Raw genomic sequence first — 15740 nt, forward strand, 5'->3', positions numbered from 1 at the left:
AAAATGAACAAGGGACGCAGAGCGAAAGAAGCTCAGCGTCCCTTGATGCGTTTTAACCGGAAAAAATCTTCGCGTTCCCTTTCCTCCAGGGTCTCCGTCATGGATTTCGTCCTCTTCTGTAGCTCAGGGATTCGGATCCGATCCAAGGCATTCGCTCTCTTTTGTGTACTCTTGATTGCCTCGGCCAAGCGGTAGATCGTCTCCTCTACCTCCGCCAATTCGTAGAGCAAGTACCTGAGGTCGTGAAAATCTCGCACGGCATCATCCAGGGCAGCGTTGGTACGAAAGAATCCATAGGTGGCCGGCACTTGCTCTGTCTGGTAATCGAGCCGGGGAATCTCCACGCCCATGATCGATCGTGTGAGAAGGGTATAGGAGGGTTCCACGGGTATCGTCATAGCCATCTCCGATACGGCGGCCGAACCCAAGGTGATGTTGGCCACGCGTAGGGCTTCATAGGCTTGCGAGCGTTTTTCATCGATTTTTCCACCGATGGCTTCCGCTCGCTCCATCATCCCCATGAGCTCACGGATCAGCACATTGCGTTTCTTATCGAGAAGGGAGTAGCCCTGTTTCGAAAAGGACAGGGCATTTTCCGTCTTCATCAGATTCGCGCGAGTGGCCGTCACTTGGTCCCTCACGGTGTGATCCCCCTTTCCTCGAGCCGCTCATCGCTCAGGCGATCGAGACTGGCGATCGGCATCTCTTCCACGAGTCGCCAGCCGATCTCCAACGTCTCCTCCATGGTCCGGGCCTCATCCTGGTCTTGTCCGAGTAGCTCCGCTTCGAACCGCCGACCGAAGTCCATGTGGGCCCGGTCCATATCGGAGAGATCCGCCTCGCCCACAATCTGGGCCAGACCCCGGATCCGCTGCACCTTGGCATAAAGGGCAAAGAGCTGATTGGACAGGTCGGGATGGTCCTCCCGGGTGTAACCTTCTCCGATCCCGTCTTTCATCAACCGGGATAAGGAGGGGAGTACGTCCACGGGAGGGTAGATCCCCCGCTGGTGGAGTCCGCGGGAGAGCACGATCTGACCCTCGGTGATGTAACCTGTGAGGTCCGGAATGGGATGGGTGATATCGTCTCCCGGCATGGTCAGGATCGGTAGAAAGGTGATGCTGCCGGGGCGATCCTTCAGCATCCCCGCCCGCTCATAGAGAGAGGCCAGGTCCGAGTAGAGATAACCGGGGTATCCCTTTCTCGAGGGTACCTCCTCCCGGGCCGAGGCCACTTCCCGAAGGGCCTCGCAGTAGGCGGTGAGGTCGCTCATGACCACGAGCACGTGGTAGCCCTTGTCGAAGGCCAGGTGCTCCGCTGCTGTCAGCGCCACGCGGGGCGTGCTCACGCGCTCCACGATCGGATCGTCTGCGCGGTTGAGGAACATCACCACGCGGTCGATAACGCCCGATTCCTCGAAGGCCTCCGTGAAAAACAGGGATTCATCGTGCTTCACGCCGATGGCGGCAAAGACCACGGCGAAGGGCGTATCTTCACCGGCGATATCGGCCTGGCGCACGATCTGGGCTGCCAATTGGTTGTGGGGAAGCCCACTACCCGAAAAGATCGGTAGCTTCTGCCCCCGAATGAGGGTCATCATCAAGTCGATGGCACTGATCCCAGTGTGGATGTAGTTTCTCGGGTACAGGCGGGAGACGGGATTCATCGGACGACCGTTCACATCGGCCTCCTTTTCTCCGTAAAGCGTCCCGCTACCGTCGATGGGTCGACCCAGGCCATCGAACACTCGGCCGAGCATCTCCTCCGAGAGCGAGAGGGTCAAGGGTTTTCCCGTCAAGCGCACCGTGGCTCCCTTGGCCGATAGTCCGGAGGTTCCTTCGAAGACTTGGGCCACAATGGCCTCCCCATCGAGCGAAATAATCTTGGCCAGCCGCTTCTCCCCGCTCGCCAGCTCGATCTCGATGAGTTCTCCGAAAAACGCCCCCTGGATACCGGAGAGCATGACGAGGGGTCCGTCGATTCGATCGATGGTTAAAAATTCTCTCTTCACGAGGAGCCCTCCTTTCCGTAGGTTGTCATCAGCCGGTCGTAGACTTCATCAATGTGTCGGTCGATGTGTCCGATCGCAGCCAGGTCATCGTTTGGCACCTTATATTTCATCCGGGTGATCTGGGCGAACAGGTCTTCGTCTACGGCTCTAGAGTAGGGGATGCCGGCCGCGACTGCCTCGCGCGAGCGATCCACCAGGTGGGCGATCACCTCGAGCATGAGAATCTGCTTGGCCAGGGGAACGTAAGTGTCCTGGTCGTGAAATGCATTCTGCTGCAGAAAGCCCACCCGAACGATCTGGGCCAAGGAAAGGGTCAGGCGTTGGTCATCGGGGAGCACATCCTCACCCACCAGTTGCACGATATCCGAAAGCTCGCTCTCCTCTTTGAGCAGTGCCATGATCCGCTGCCTGAGGTCGGGGTAGTCATCGCTCACGTGGTCTCGATACCACTGCTCGAGCTGGGTCACGTACCCGCTGTAGCTATCGAGCCAGTTGATGGCCGGATAGTGGCGGGCGTAGGCCAGTTCTCTGTCGAGGGCAAAGAATGTCCCGATAAAACGCTTGGTGTTTTCTGTCACAGGTTCAGAGAAGTCGCCGCCGGCCGGTGACACGGCCCCGATCAGTGTGACCGAAGCCTCCTCGCCGGAGAGCGTGCGCACGCGACCGGCTCGTTCGTAGAAAGCGGCCAGTCTGGAGGCGAGATAAGCGGGGTATCCTTCCTCGGCCGGCATCTCTTCCAATCGACCGGAAATTTCCCTCAGGGCCTCGGCCCAGCGTGAGGTGGAATCGGCCATCAGAGCCACGTGGTAGCCCATATCGCGGTAGTACTCCGCCAGGGTGATACCCGTGTAGAGCGAGGCCTCCCGGGCCGCCACGGGCATATTGGAGGTGTTGGCGATCAGGATCGTTCGCTCCATCATGGGACGACCCGACCTGGGATCCTCCAGCTGAGGGAAGGCCTCGAGCACATCGGTCATCTCGTTGCCGCGCTCCCCGCACCCCACGTAGACGATCAGATCCGCATCGGACCACTTGGCCAGCTGGTGCTGGGTCATGGTCTTGCCGGTGCCGAAACCACCGGGAATTGCCGCCGTCCCCCCCTTGGCCAGAGGAAAGAAGACATCGATAACCCGTTGTCCCGTGATCAGGGGAGCGGCGAGACCCAATCGTCTCTCGATCGGCCGGGGATCCCGGACGGGCCACTCCTGGTAACCCAGCAGGTCGATCTCCTGACCATCTTCAGATTGGAGCGTGACCAGCGCCGTCGTGAGCGAATGTTCTCCCTGCGCCTCACACCGGATCACCTCTCCCGAGATTCCAAAGGGAACCAACAGGCGGTGGCGAATCAGGGGTGTTTCCTCGATCGTCGCGTACAGGTCTCCCGCTTGAAGGGACTCCCCTACTTTCACGGTGATCTCCACGGACCAGGCCTTCTCCAGGTCAATGGTGGCAAGGCCAACCCCCTCGGGGATGAAGGCCCCGGCCTGCTCGGCGATCTGCGAGAGCGGCCGCTGGATGCCATCGAAAAATCCACCCACGAGACCTGGACCCAGGGTGACCGACAGGGGTTTTCCCGTTCCCTCCACCGCGGCTCCCACGGTTAGGCCCTCGGTTTCTTCGTACACCTGGAGTGTGCCGTGGTCACCGGACAGGCGGATCACTTCCCCGATGAGCTTCTTCTGGCCGATGGTCACCATCTCGCGCATGGCGAAGGGTGTCATTCCACTGGCCTCAATGACCGGCCCGTTGATCTTTTCCACACGTCCTGACATTACCCTTCCCCTCCTTCGAGCGTTCGGATCACGCGTCGTCCGATTTCTTCTCTGTGCTCTTCGATGTAGGTTTCGAGCGTGGCATCGATCCGAACGTCCTCCTCTTCAGAAGTTACGACGAAGCCGCCGGTGAAGCCTTCGCCATCGAATAGAAGGTCGACGGCCCTGCCCTTTTTCTCGATCCGTGTTTGCAGTTCTGACTCGAGGTGCTCATCGCGCGGAACCAGGGTGATCTTGAGGCCGGGCCAACCGATGGCGTAATCCAAGGCCTCATCGATCCGTTGTGTCAAAAACGCTTTGTAGTGGTCGCCCGCGCAGAAGGTATCCATTCGGTCGATCAGGGCCTCGATCGTCGCATCGATCGCCGCTTCCCTGGCCTCCAGGATCTCACCCTTGGCATCGCGACTGGCTTCCGAGAGCGCCCTTCGCTTCTGACGTTCGAGCGATCGTCGTTCTTCCTTGACGCCGACTTCCTCCCGCGTTTTCAGCTCTTCGCGACGCTCTTTGAGGAGCGACTCGTACTGTGCGTCGATCTTACGCTTCTCTTCGTCAACACGGGCGCCCACTTCACCGAGGACCATTTTTTCAAATAATTTTAGTTTCGCTTGATACCTCATGAAAGGGTCCTCCTTCTCATTCGATCTTCAGTCCCACGGCCTCGCGAATCTTGGCGCGCAGTCGATCGGTCCCCTGGTCCTCGCCCACCTCAACGAACAGGGTCTCCGAGACCTCCCGTCGGAGCGTCTCCACGCCCTTGGGATCAAGAGCGATGACCGGGGAGGTCAACAGGACCAGACCGATCGTCGGATCCGCCACCAGCTCCTGGAGGCGACTGGCGAGCCGATTGGCATCAGGGATGATCTCACCCTCGATCCCGGCCAATCGCAAACCCAAGACCGCCTCTCGGTCGCGGGCAAGCAGGTAGCTACGCATACTCATAACCGCCCGAGGATCAAGATCGATACGATGAGCCCGTAGATGGCGATCCCTTCCGCCAGGCCCACGAAAATCAGGGTCTTACCAAGGATCTTGGGGTCTTCGCTCACGGCTCCGAGGGCGCTGGCGCCAACGGCCCCCACGGCATAGCCGGCGCCGATGGTCGCCAAGCCCGTGGAGAGGGCCGCCGCCAGGTAGCCCATACCATCGGCCGAGGCCAGCTCACCCTCCGTAGCCGCGTAGGCCACATCGGGAAGCAGCACGATCAGCGCTGCGACGATGGCGGGAATGAAAGTCGCAAGGTTCACCCGTAGGGCCCTGCGCACTCTTTTCTCATCTTTCCCCAGATAGTAGACCCCTGTTCCGATGGTCAGGATCACAATGACCAGACTTGCTATCAAGATTGCTTTCAACAACATCATCCTCCTCGGACATCACGCGATGGGAGACCGGGCGCAAAAGCCACACCTTCCCCGCGATAGTACTTTGAAAAGAGTTCGTAGTAGATCAAACGCAGGCTTTGGATCAACACGATCAGACCTTCTAAGAAAATCACAATCAGGTTCCCAAGGATCATCATGGCCACCTCACCACCGAGACCTCCGATCAGGGTGGCCATGGTGTGAAAGGCAATGAAGAGCCCCACGTGATTCAGGGCGAAGGCGCCCACGCGGACGAAGGACAGACTGTTCGAGAGGAGGCTCAAGAAAGTCTCGAAAAGATCGAACCCACTCTCCACGTAATAACCGCTGGCGCCCTCCTCGTAATACGGCCGCTCACCGGAGATCAGTTTCCCCAGGGGACCCGAGAACAAGAGCACGAGCAGCGACAGCCAAATGCCGTAAACGGGCAAGCCGTCGGGAATCCAACCGATGCCCAAAAACCGGTCCGTCGCAAACAGCACCAGGGACAGATAGAGGGTCAACCCCGCCAGTCCGTTTCTTCCGAAGAAGGCCTCTCCCCACGCACCGATTCGCCACTTGTTCATCAGACTGTAGCCGTAACTGAAGACCAGTAACCCCCCGCCTAGGACCACGGAGGCAAGGAGCAGGGTGTCGGTATTCTCAATGGGACGGAAGTAGGGAAGCCCTGGGACCAGTCCGCTGATCACGTTTTCGTATCCGAAGACCGAGTCGTAGAGTACCCCGAACAGAGCACTGACCATCCCGAGCCGCAGGAGAATATCCCCGTAGAGACTCTTTTTCGAGAGATAAACACCGGCCAGGGCCAGGAGGATGCCTTGCCCGAGATCGCCGAACATGGCGCCGAAGAGTAGCATGTAGGTGAGACCCACGAAGATCGTGGGATCCATCTCATCGTAGGCCGGCACCCCGTATAGGTTGACAATCTCCTCGAAGGGACGGAAGAACGAAGGGTTCTTCAATCGTGTCGGTGGGTGTTCCCCATCGTCCCCATCTTTTTCCACCGCTTCAAAGTGCATCGTGGTCTTCGGTGAGATCCCGGCCACTTTCTCCTTCAGCGACGCCAGCGCCGACTCCGGGGCCCATCCCGACAGATAGATGAAATGCTCACTGCAGACTGTCAATCGCTGGGCCTCGATCATCCGGCGCTCCAGCTCCAGCCGCGCTTCGCACAATGCCAGCGTTTCCTCGTGCTTCTCGGCCTGTTCTTTTGCCAAATCCTGCAGGGTCAATAATTCGAAATGGACATCATAGGCCATACTGGTGATCTTTCTCACCATTTCCGGGGGTTTTCCCGCCAGGTAGGAGGGAATCTTGATCTCTTCGAAATACACGCTGCGCAGGATGCGATCCGTTTCCGCCTCCAGCGTCTGGGGCATGAGGACCAAGAGCATCTCCTCATCGCTGTGTGTCTCGATGGGAAAGAAAAGGGCCACGATATTCTCATCATTGCGATCGAGCTTCATACGGTTTTCGCGCGTGAGCGTGCCCAGTCGATAGGTGAAGTGCTCCAGATCCCTCAATTTGGCAAAATCAACATCCAGGGATTCTAAGGCCTCGAGGCTTTCTAGACGGGACAATTTCTTGGCCGTCTCCTCCAGCAGACGTACCCGCTCGGCCGTATCGGTGAGCGAGCTATAGATCTCATCGACATCTTCTTTCACAGATGCGAAGGACTTATCCCTTGCCACGGGTAGCGAGGCCTCCGCGGTGGAGGACAACAGGCCCTTTAGCTCCGCCAGTTGATCGGCAACGGATTCGACCTCCGACTGACTGGGTAGCACATCGATCTTACAGAGCTGGTGGCGTTCCTCCATCTGGGCTTCCTCCAGGGGAACCGTGAAGATATTGGTCTCGATTCGCTCGCCTGCGTCCACAAGGGAGACCTCCCCCGAGAGCAGCAGTTCTTTGAACAGCTCTTCTAGGTCTTCATTCGGTGCCACGAGATTCATACGGTACATGGTTTCGACCAAGTCACTTCACCTCCTTCTTCCGGTGCACCAGATAGTCCCGGGTAGCTTCTGCCGCCAGGTTGTAACGCTTCGCCTCGAGCAGCGCAAAGAGATCACGGATCTCGAACTCCACCCTGTGCAAAAAATCGATGGCTGTCATCACCGAATAGCGATCCTGTGATGCCAGCTCTCCGGTGAGGTCCTTGACAGCCCGCTCCATCCGCACCTCGATGAACCGGTCCACCTGCTCTCCTTCAAAGAGAAATCCGTAGGGTCCGGCCCGAAGAGCATCGATCAGGGCCGATGCATCTTCCAGGTAACAAAGCTCTTTTAACTGTCCATAGGAGAAGGAACTCCCGCCCGACAGTGTGTAGTTCAAAATTTCTTCTGGAGAGAGGCGGTAGGTCGTGCGTCCCCGATAGAGCCACTGCATGTTGAGCATATCGGCATTCCGACCCAAGAGTTCGCGGAGAAGCTCACCCTCCTTCCCGTCGATGGCTTCGATCGCCTGGGTCAATTCCTTGAAATAATAGCGGTCGAGCCGCATCTCTGTGTAGAAGAAAAAACGATCCTCCGGCTCGTCGAGGCTGTAGGACAGGATCTCCCCGTAGGTCGTTCCCTCCAGCTCTCTGGCCAGCTCCTCTACGGACCCCACAGAAAGGAGCGACAGCACGTCGATCGTGCTGTAGATCTCACTCGGTCGTAAGCGCTTGCGGAGGGGTTCTAGTGGTTCCCCTCTTTTCAGGGCACGCAGGAGCGTCTTCAGATCCTCCACCTCGTAGCGCCGGAAAAGCGCCCGGAAGAGTTTCTTTTCTTTATAGTGGAAAAAGTGGGCAATCTTCTCGAACTGCATCACGATAAAGCGATTGAACCACCGCTCCACTGTCTCCGCCGCCCTGAGTTCCTCATCATTCAACAGACCGAACCGACGGAGATCCAATAAGACGGCCTCCACATCGGACGCCGTCAACAGGCGTTCCACTTGATGGTCCGTCAACCGCAATCGGTCGAGGACGCGGATTTTGGTGTTCACCGCTGCGTACCGCGCCAGGCTACCCACGCGGATCACTTCCGAAGAGTTGGCCGACGAGCCGGTCGACCAGGTCACTCCGGTCTCCCTGCATCAAGCCTTCGATACGCTCGAGGGCTTCTCGTTTCTCTTTTTCAATAGCGAGTAATGCAGCGTCGCGCTCCTCCATGATCTCCTGCTTCAGCGCATCACGACGTTGCTTCAGACGATGCATTCCGTCGATCTCGAGCTGATGGATCTCCCGGCGATAGGCGCGCTCCGCTTCAATCTGATAATTTTCCACAGATTGACTCTCCTCACGGGCCTCTTCATCGAGGTCGATCACCTGATCTAACAAGGATTTCATCCGTTCTTTTTGTATCATGTGCACCATCACCTTTCCGCTATACCACTGATACCCACGTGTGCACCGATATCACAGGTCAACGGGAAAGCTCCACTGACCCGATAGCGGCCCCATCGGAGAGATCCTACGGATTGCCATGCAAGGAATCCAAAGTTTTGTTAGAATGAGAAGTAGAGAACACCCACGATCAAAGGAGTCCCCCATGGCAAAGAGAAACGAAGAAAAATTAGCCCACCAGCCGATCCTCCCCCTGCTTATCGGCCTATCGGTGCCGGCCATCTTCAGCATGATGATCCAGGCCCTCTACAATGTGGTGGATACCATCTACGTCGGCCGACTGAGCAAAGAGGCCCTTTCGGCACTGAGCCTGGCCTTCCCCGTACAACTCGTGCTCATCGCCATCGGCGTGGGGACGGGTATTGGGGCCAGCTCCCTGATCAGCCGACTCCTCGGTGGCGGGAAGAAGGATGAGGCCCGCCGAGCCGGCGAGCAGGTCATGCTGCTTTCCTTGCTCTACGGAGTCATCTTCGGCGTCATCGGTTTTTTCTTCAGTCGACCGATCATGCACCTTTTCACCGAGAATCTGATGCTGATCGATCTGTCCGTCCAGTACGTGCGGATCATTCTGATGGGTTCCGTAGCCATGTTCATCCCCATGATCGGCAACAACATCTTGCGCGGCCAGGGAGATACACTCCGACCCATGATCAGCATGCTGATCGGCGCCATCACCAATATCGTGCTCGACCCCTTCTTGATCTTCGGAATCGGCTTCTTCCCTCGCCTGGGCATCGCCGGCGCCGCCTATGCCACGATTTTCGCCCGCTTCGTGAGCGGACTCTACATCCTGAGCATTATCTTCTCCGATAAGAATATCATCCGCCCCACCTTCAAGCGCTTCCGTCTCAATCGCGCGCTCATCACCAAGGTCTATAAAGTCGCCTTCCCCGCCATGATGATGCAAATGCTCGCGTCCTTCATGGTCACCGGGATCAACCGCATCATCGGGCAGAGCAGCCTAGAGGCCGTGGCCGCCTTTGGTATCTACTTCCGCCTCCAGTCCTTCATCCTGATGCCGGTCTTCGGCCTCAACCAGGGATTCATGCCCATCGTGGGCTACAATTTCGGTCATGACAACCCGCACCGCGTGAAAGAGGCCATCGGCTACGGTTTCGCCGTCGCCTTTACCTTCACCTTCCTCGGATTCTTGCTCTTTCGCTTCCTGCCGGGGCCCCTGATTCTGCTCTTCAACGACGATCCGAAACTCTATGCCATCGGCGTCCACCTGCTCCGTACCATCGCGTGGGCCTACCCCCTCATCGGACCGGCCATCCTGGGGGCCACAATCTTCCAGGCCCTCGGCAAGGGAATGCCCAGCCTGGTCCTCTCCTTCTCAAGGCAGATCCTACTGCTTCTACCCATGGCCTTTTTCCTCTACCGCTACGGCGGGCTGGATACCATCTGGTGGGCCTTCCCCCTCTCCGAAGGGATCGCCTTTGTCGCCAACATGACCTGGCTGCGCTTCACGCTAAAAAAAGCCCTCGATTGACCCGACAGGACCATTTGAATCTTCCAAGAATACAAAGAATTAAGTAGGCGCATTCGCTTAAGAATGCGCCTCTTACAGATCCGGACGTGCGGGTCATCGCATCCGGCTCCTCCACAACTATCCCCCTTGGGGGTGGTAATCATCGTAAATTTTCACAAGGTCCACAAGACCTAGGGAGTCAAACCATTCATTCGGCATGGCCATATGCGCTTGCTTTGATAGCGAGTTATGCCATCGGCTCATGGCCAGCGGAATGATTCTTCCCCTCCAGCCATTGCGACGCATAGCCTTGTACATTTTCTTTGGTTTTCTCCAGCTCCTCATCTGCACCATGCGTAGGCGCCTTCTTATCCAGCTCATAGCATTGGTAAGAAGGGTCTTGATATTTGCGATTGCATAGTAGTTAGCCCAGCCTCTAAGCACTGGATTTAACCGTTCCTTAATGAGGTTTCCTATGTTCACCGTCTGGTTCCTACGGGTGATTTTCTTAACCTTGGCTTTGAAGGTTTTCACCTTCCTTTCCGGCACTCGAATCGTTCCCCACGGGGTAAATTCAAATCCCAGAAAGACGAAACTCTCTGTGTAGCTATCCACGATTTTAGTCTTCTCCGGATGTACCTGGAGTCTATAGGTACCTTCTAGGAATTTATTAATTCCTTGCAGTACGCGTTCCGCTCCCTTTTGAGATTTATGAAACACAATGAAGTCATCCGCATACCTTACCATCTTATGACCTCGTTGGGCCATCAACTCGTCAAATGCATGGAGATAGATATTAGCGAGCAAGGGGCTAAGCACTCCGCCCTGCGTCGTTCCCTTTTCCGTCTCGTGAAAATATCCGTATTCAAGCACTCCTGATTTTAATGTTTTCCTGATAAGATCGAGTACCTCCGGGGCCTCGATTTCTTTTTGGACTTCCTTCATCAAAAGCTCTTGATCTATGGTGTCAAAGTACGATTTCAGGTCTGCGTCTATGACATATCGGTAACCCGATCGTAGGACTTTCTTGATTTCATCCACTGCCATATGCGCACTCCTGTTCGGTCTAAATCCATAACTACACTCAAGAAATTTCCGCTCAAACCGCGGTTCAATCACCAGCCGGATGGCCTGTTGAACAATCCGGTCTTCTACGGTTGGTATGCCTAGGGGCCGTTTCTTCCCGTCCGGTTTATCGATGTACACTCGTTTGACAGGCTTTGGTCTGTAGCTTCCCTGCTTTAGCTTTGCCTGAAGGACTTCTAGATTGTTCTCCAGGTTCTCCTTATAGTCAGAGAGCGTAATACCATCCACCCCAGCGCTACCTCGATTCCGTTTGACTTTCTTAAACGACTCCTTGAGATTCTCCATCTCATAGATTTTCTCATACACGGCTTTACCACCTGTTTTCCTTTGTGTCCTCTTACTCTTACTCGCAGACTGCTTCTTCCTTGTTTCCCATGCTACGTACCGGAAGATATTTATCCGTGTATCGCTTTTCTTTAAGCGTCCTCTGGATTTTCCCCCATAGCAAACGGTGTACCCTTCTGTTCCACCCCGGGTCTTTAGGTCTTTCACCTCGCCGGCTTCTGCTCGCTCGTATCGGTCTCTAGGATTGCCTTGTCTGTCTTATTGTGGGTGCATAGGCCTTCGCGCGCATCCATGGGCCTTTTGGGTCCCATGTGCCCCCGCATTCTGTTGATGCAGGTCATCTATGTGCTGCCCTCCACTTGTCGCCAAGCTTCATTGCATAGACTTCTTCACTACTATACCGCACTCTGACTCCTCACCAGCCATCTAAATCCTCTCCTGCTTTCGCCTTTGATGATTTATACCCTTTCAGGAACCGATGAGGTCTCCATGGGTCACGTCAATATACTTTCCCACTGCCCCAGCCCTCTTAACATCATGTGGATCTGCTTATGGTATTGGAGTCTCCCACACTTTACAAGGTTCTCCTCCAGCATCATGCTACCATGGGTTTTAGTTGCAGCTCTGTGCAGTGGTTTGCCTTACGATCCTCCGCACCCCTTTTCGCAAAGACGCACTATCGCTCAGCTATCTGCTTCCGCCATATCGGTGCATTCGGGACTTTCACCCTTTAGTATATTGCGCTGCCACGCGCACAAAGCGGTGCCTCCTTTGAAAGGTTGGCACCGCTTTTTCTTATGATTAGATCCGTTCTCTCGGTACGTAGTGGGTGTGCAGCAGTTCGTGGGCTTTTTCGCCGTAGGGCTTGCCGATGTACTTCTCGTACAGGGCAAGGACCTCTTCGTTCTCGTGCGATTTACGGCGCTTCTTGCCCACGTCCTCACGGTAGATCGCCTCTTGGCGCTTCTTAAGAACTTCAATATCCCCGTGATGGTAGGGTTGTCCGCCGCCGCCGATACAGCCGCCGGGACAGGCCATGATCTCGATGGCATCGAAATGGCTCACGCCATCCCGGATGTTCTCGAGAAGGGTTCTCGCGTTGCCGAGACCGTGGGCGATACCAATCCGTAAGGTCAGATCATCACTGATCTTCACGTCCGCCTCGCGAATGCCCTCGAGGCCGCGGAGCTGTTTGAAGTCTACATCCACGAGTTCTTCACCGGTGATCCACTCGTAGGCTGTACGCGTGGCAGCCTCGATGACACCACCGGTCGTGCCGAAGATGACAGACGCACCGGTGGATTCTCCGAGCATCTCGTCGAAGTCGCTATCCTCTAGGTTGGCAAAGTCGATGCCGGCCTCGTGGAGCATCTGGCCGAACTCACGCGTGGTGATGACCACGTCGACGTTCTTGCTCTCATCCTTTGTCAGCTCGGGACGCTCGGCCTCGGCCTTTTTGGCCAGGCAAGGCATCACGGAGGCCACGACGATATCCTTAGGATCGAGTCCCTTTTGTTCAGCGTAGTAGGTCTTCGCAATCGTTCCGAACATGATCTGCGGTGACTTACACGTAGACGGGATATCCAGGAGATCCGGGAACTGGTGCTCAAAGAACTTGACCCAGGCCGGACAGCAAGAGGTCAACATCGGCAGGGTACCGCCGTGTTCAATCCTGTGCACCAGTTCAGAGGCTTCTTCTAAGATCGTCAGGTCGGCCCCGAAGTCCGTGTCGAAGACACCGTCGAAGCCCATGCGTCTGAGGGCCGTGGCAATCTTACCGGTGCTGATCTCACCGGCCGGCATATCGAAGAGCTCACCGATGGCCACCCGGATCGCCGGGGCGATTTGAACGACCACGTGTTTTTTTGGATTGTTCAAGGCCATCCAGACCTTATGGGTGTTGTTCACTTCCGTCAGCGCTGCCGTCGGACAGACGGCCACACACTGACCACAATAGGTACAGCTGGTCTCTGCCATGGGTAGGTTGAAGGCCGGACCCACAAAAGCATTGAAGCCACGGTCCACACCGGACAGGATGCCACAGGTCTGTACCTCGTTACACATTGTCTCACAGCGGCGACACATGATGCACTTGTTGGGATCCTTCACCAGCGAGAAGCTGGAGACGTCTTTATCGTAGTTCATCCGCTCGCCTTCCCAGCGAATCTCTCGCACACCCAGCTCTTGGGCGAGGGCCTGCAAATCACATTCGAGGTTCTTGGCACAGGTCAGGCACTCCTTCGGGTGATTCGAGAGGAGCAGTTCTACGCTCATGCGTCGACCGTTGATGGCGCGCATGGTATCGGTCTTCACCACCATGTCCTCCGTCACAAGCTCTGAACAGGAGGGGGCAAGTGTTCTTCTTCCTTCTACTTCCACCACACACACGCGACAGGAAGCAGCCTGGCTGACGATTCCAAATTCCTCGAGCTCGAGGTGACAGAGCGTCGGGATGTGAACCCCGACCTTCTGCGCGGCCTTCAGGATCGTCGTTCCAGCCGGCACTTCCACTGCGTGGTCGTTGATGGTCAGTTTAATCATATCCATTGAGTCTCCACCCCTCCTACGGTTTGATGACGGCATCGAACTTACAAGCATCATAGCATGCGCCGCAAGCGATGCACGTCTCTTCATCGATGACGTGTACTTCCTTCACTTTCCCCGAGATACAATCTACGGGACAAACCCTCGCACAGGCTGTACAACCGATACACTTCTCGGGATCGATCTTGTACTTGGCCAGGGCCGAGCATTCGCCGGCAGGGCATCGTTTGTCCAGGATGTGCGCCTCATATTCTTCGCGGAAGAAGTCCATGGTGCTGAGCACGGGATTCGGCGCCGTTTGACCGAGACCACAAAGAGCGGTATCACGGATCATCCTGGCCAGCTCCTCGAGATGCTCGAGGTCGCCCATCGTGGCCTCACCCTCGGTTATCTTCTCGAGCAACTCGAACATACGCTTCGTCCCCACACGACAGGGGGTGCATTTACCGCAGGACTCATCCTGCGTGAATTCCAAATAGAATTTGGCGATATTGACCATACAGGTATCTTCGTCCATGACGATCATACCACCGGAGCCCATCATCGATCCGATGCCCATGAGGCTCTCGTAATCGATCGGGGTATCGAGGTCCGCCACGGTGATCACACCACCGGAAGGACCACCGGTCTGAACGGCTTTGAAGGCACGGTCATTGCGGATGCCGCCACCGATATCGTAGATGATCTCCCGAAGCGTTGTGCCCATGGGCACCTCTACGAGACCGACATTGTTCACGTCACCTGCCAGGGCAAAGACTTTGGTACCCTTGGATTTTTCCGTACCGATCGACTGGAACCACTCCGGCCCGTTCAGGATGATCGGTGCCACGTTGGCAAAGGTCTCCACATTGTTCACTGTCGTGGGCTTACCGCGGTAACCGGACTGAGACGGGAAGGGTGGCTTCTTGGTAGGCTCGCCTCGCTGTCCTTCCACAGAGTGGATGAGCGCGGTCTCCTCACCACAGACGAAGGCCCCGGCACCCAGTTTGATCTGGATGTCAAAGTCGAATCCAGAACTAAAGATGTCTTTACCGATAAAGCCCATCTCACGGGCCTGATCGATTGCCGTTTGCAGGCGGTTGATCGCCAGCGGATACTCGGCGCGAATGTAGACGATTCCCGTGTTCGCCCCAGTGGCATAGCCACCGATGACCATGGCCTCGATCACGCTGTGGGGATCACCCTCCAGGATCGAACGGTCCATGAAGGCTCCGGGATCGCCCTCGTCGGCATTACACATGATATACTTTTCATCGCTCTTCTCACGACGGGTGAACTCCCACTTTAGGCCCGTGGGGAATCCACCGCCACCACGACCGCGTAGGCCCGCCGAACGGACCAATGCCGTAACCTCTTCGGGTTTCATCTCCGTGAGGACGCGCCCGAGGGCTTCGTAACCACGGAAGGCAATGTACTCCTCGATATCCTCCGGATTGATGGTCCCGCAGTTGCGCAGGGCGATGCGGTATTGCTTTTTGTAAAAGTTCATCTGGTCGTGCATCTCGAGTTTTTTCTCTGGCTCTGTGGGTTCGGCAAAAAGCAACCGCTCGATCTTTCGACCTTTCACGATGTGCTCCTGCACGATCTCGACGGCATCTTTTGCCTCCACCTGTACGTAGAAAACATTGTCGGGGTGCACTTTCACGATCGGGCCCTGTCCGCAAAATCCGAAACAGCCCGTTTTGATTACACTGATCTCCTTGTCGTAACCGGCTTTTTTTAACTCCACCTTGAGTGCGTCCATCAATTCATCGCTACCGGAGGAGATACAGCCGGTACCGCCGCAGACCATCAGATGGGTTCTTACACGCTCCATAAAATCCCCCTC

At 56.3% G+C, this 15740-nt stretch carries 13 protein-coding genes; 1 reads left to right on the plus strand and 12 read right to left on the minus strand.

The genetic code is table 11. The annotated features are described in order from the left end of the window. Positions 1-32: 32 nt before the first annotated feature. The 9 genes from ACULM0_RS07695 to ACULM0_RS07735 are packed head-to-tail and all read right to left on the minus strand — an operon-like array spanning position 33 to position 8487. Positions 33-641, minus strand: a complete 609-nt coding sequence (locus ACULM0_RS07695) for a V-type ATP synthase subunit D (protein WP_463676966.1) — start codon at positions 639-641, stop codon at positions 33-35. Beyond that, positions 638-2011 (minus strand): V-type ATP synthase subunit B, encoded by a 1374-nt coding sequence (locus ACULM0_RS07700; RefSeq protein WP_463676967.1) that lies wholly within the window; start codon positions 2009-2011, stop codon positions 638-640. The genes ACULM0_RS07695 and ACULM0_RS07700 overlap by 4 nt, the downstream gene beginning before the upstream one ends. Beyond that, entirely contained in the window at positions 2008-3783 is a 1776-nt protein-coding gene (locus ACULM0_RS07705; RefSeq protein ID WP_463676968.1) for a V-type ATP synthase subunit A, read from the minus strand. Before ACULM0_RS07705 ends, ACULM0_RS07700 begins: the two co-directional genes overlap by 4 nt. After that, positions 3783-4400 (minus strand): V-type ATP synthase subunit E, encoded by a 618-nt coding sequence (locus tag ACULM0_RS07710; RefSeq protein ID WP_463676969.1) that lies wholly within the window; start codon positions 4398-4400, stop codon positions 3783-3785. Before ACULM0_RS07710 ends, ACULM0_RS07705 begins: the two co-directional genes overlap by 1 nt. Before the next feature lie 16 nt (positions 4401-4416). Beyond that, positions 4417-4716 carry a V-type ATP synthase subunit F gene (locus tag ACULM0_RS07715; protein WP_463676970.1) on the minus strand — a complete coding sequence of 100 codons (300 nt, stop codon included), beginning with the start codon at positions 4714-4716 and terminating at the stop codon, positions 4417-4419. A gap of 2 nt (positions 4717-4718) precedes the next feature. Beyond that, positions 4719-5138 (minus strand): ATP synthase subunit C, encoded by a 420-nt coding sequence (locus tag ACULM0_RS07720; protein ID WP_463679870.1) that lies wholly within the window; start codon positions 5136-5138, stop codon positions 4719-4721. Further along, positions 5138-7114, minus strand: coding sequence for a V-type ATP synthase subunit I (locus ACULM0_RS07725; RefSeq protein WP_463676971.1), 1977 nt, complete (start codon positions 7112-7114; stop codon positions 5138-5140). The genes ACULM0_RS07720 and ACULM0_RS07725 overlap by 1 nt, the downstream gene beginning before the upstream one ends. Position 7115: 1 nt before the next feature. Continuing rightward, positions 7116-8201 (minus strand): V-type ATPase subunit, encoded by a 1086-nt coding sequence (locus ACULM0_RS07730; RefSeq protein ID WP_463676972.1) that lies wholly within the window; start codon positions 8199-8201, stop codon positions 7116-7118. Continuing rightward, positions 8146-8487 (minus strand): hypothetical protein, encoded by a 342-nt coding sequence (locus ACULM0_RS07735; protein WP_463676973.1) that lies wholly within the window; start codon positions 8485-8487, stop codon positions 8146-8148. The genes ACULM0_RS07730 and ACULM0_RS07735 overlap by 56 nt, the downstream gene beginning before the upstream one ends. A gap of 184 nt (positions 8488-8671) precedes the next feature. On the opposite strand from ACULM0_RS07735, the gene ACULM0_RS07740 reads away from it, so the two are divergent. Next, entirely contained in the window at positions 8672-10018 is a 1347-nt protein-coding gene (locus ACULM0_RS07740; RefSeq protein WP_463676974.1) for an MATE family efflux transporter, read from the plus strand. A gap of 117 nt (positions 10019-10135) precedes the next feature. Here ACULM0_RS07740 and ltrA read toward each other — a convergent pair whose 3' ends face one another. From ltrA to ACULM0_RS07755, 3 genes are all read right to left on the minus strand, one after another. After that, the gene (gene ltrA / locus ACULM0_RS07745) at positions 10136-11389 is read right to left on the minus strand and encodes a group II intron reverse transcriptase/maturase (RefSeq protein ID WP_463676975.1); all 1254 of its coding nucleotides are present in this window, start codon (positions 11387-11389) and stop codon (positions 10136-10138) included. 780 nt (positions 11390-12169) lie between these two features. Next, positions 12170-13915, minus strand: coding sequence for an NADH-dependent [FeFe] hydrogenase, group A6 (locus tag ACULM0_RS07750; RefSeq protein ID WP_463676976.1), 1746 nt, complete (start codon positions 13913-13915; stop codon positions 12170-12172). A gap of 16 nt (positions 13916-13931) precedes the next feature. Continuing rightward, entirely contained in the window at positions 13932-15728 is a 1797-nt protein-coding gene (locus ACULM0_RS07755; protein ID WP_463676977.1) for an NADH-ubiquinone oxidoreductase-F iron-sulfur binding region domain-containing protein, read from the minus strand. Between the last annotated feature and the right edge of the window lie 12 nt (positions 15729-15740).

This window comes from Halotolerantifilum yawarlongkerapense, assembly GCF_054506745.1.

Bases quoted from the DNA above. Each gene is read 5' to 3' on its own strand.
- ACULM0_RS07705 (WP_463676968.1), bottom strand. From the start codon at position 3,783: ATGTCAGGACGTGTGGAAAAGATCAACGGGCCGGTCATTGAGGCCAGT.
- ACULM0_RS07710 (WP_463676969.1), bottom strand. From the start codon at position 4,400: ATGAGGTATCAAGCGAAACTAAAATTATTTGAAAAAATGGTCCTCGGT.
- ACULM0_RS07715 (WP_463676970.1), bottom strand. From the start codon at position 4,716: ATGCGTAGCTACCTGCTTGCCCGCGACCGAGAGGCGGTCTTGGGTTTG.
- ACULM0_RS07720 (WP_463679870.1), bottom strand. From the start codon at position 5,138: ATGTTGTTGAAAGCAATCTTGATAGCAAGTCTGGTCATTGTGATCCTG.
- ACULM0_RS07735 (WP_463676973.1), bottom strand. From the start codon at position 8,487: ATGATACAAAAAGAACGGATGAAATCCTTGTTAGATCAGGTGATCGAC.
- ACULM0_RS07740 (WP_463676974.1), top strand. From the start codon at position 8,672: ATGGCAAAGAGAAACGAAGAAAAATTAGCCCACCAGCCGATCCTCCCC.
- ACULM0_RS07750 (WP_463676976.1), bottom strand. From the start codon at position 13,915: ATGGATATGATTAAACTGACCATCAACGACCACGCAGTGGAAGTGCCG.
- ACULM0_RS07755 (WP_463676977.1), bottom strand. From the start codon at position 15,728: ATGGAGCGTGTAAGAACCCATCTGATGGTCTGCGGCGGTACCGGCTGT.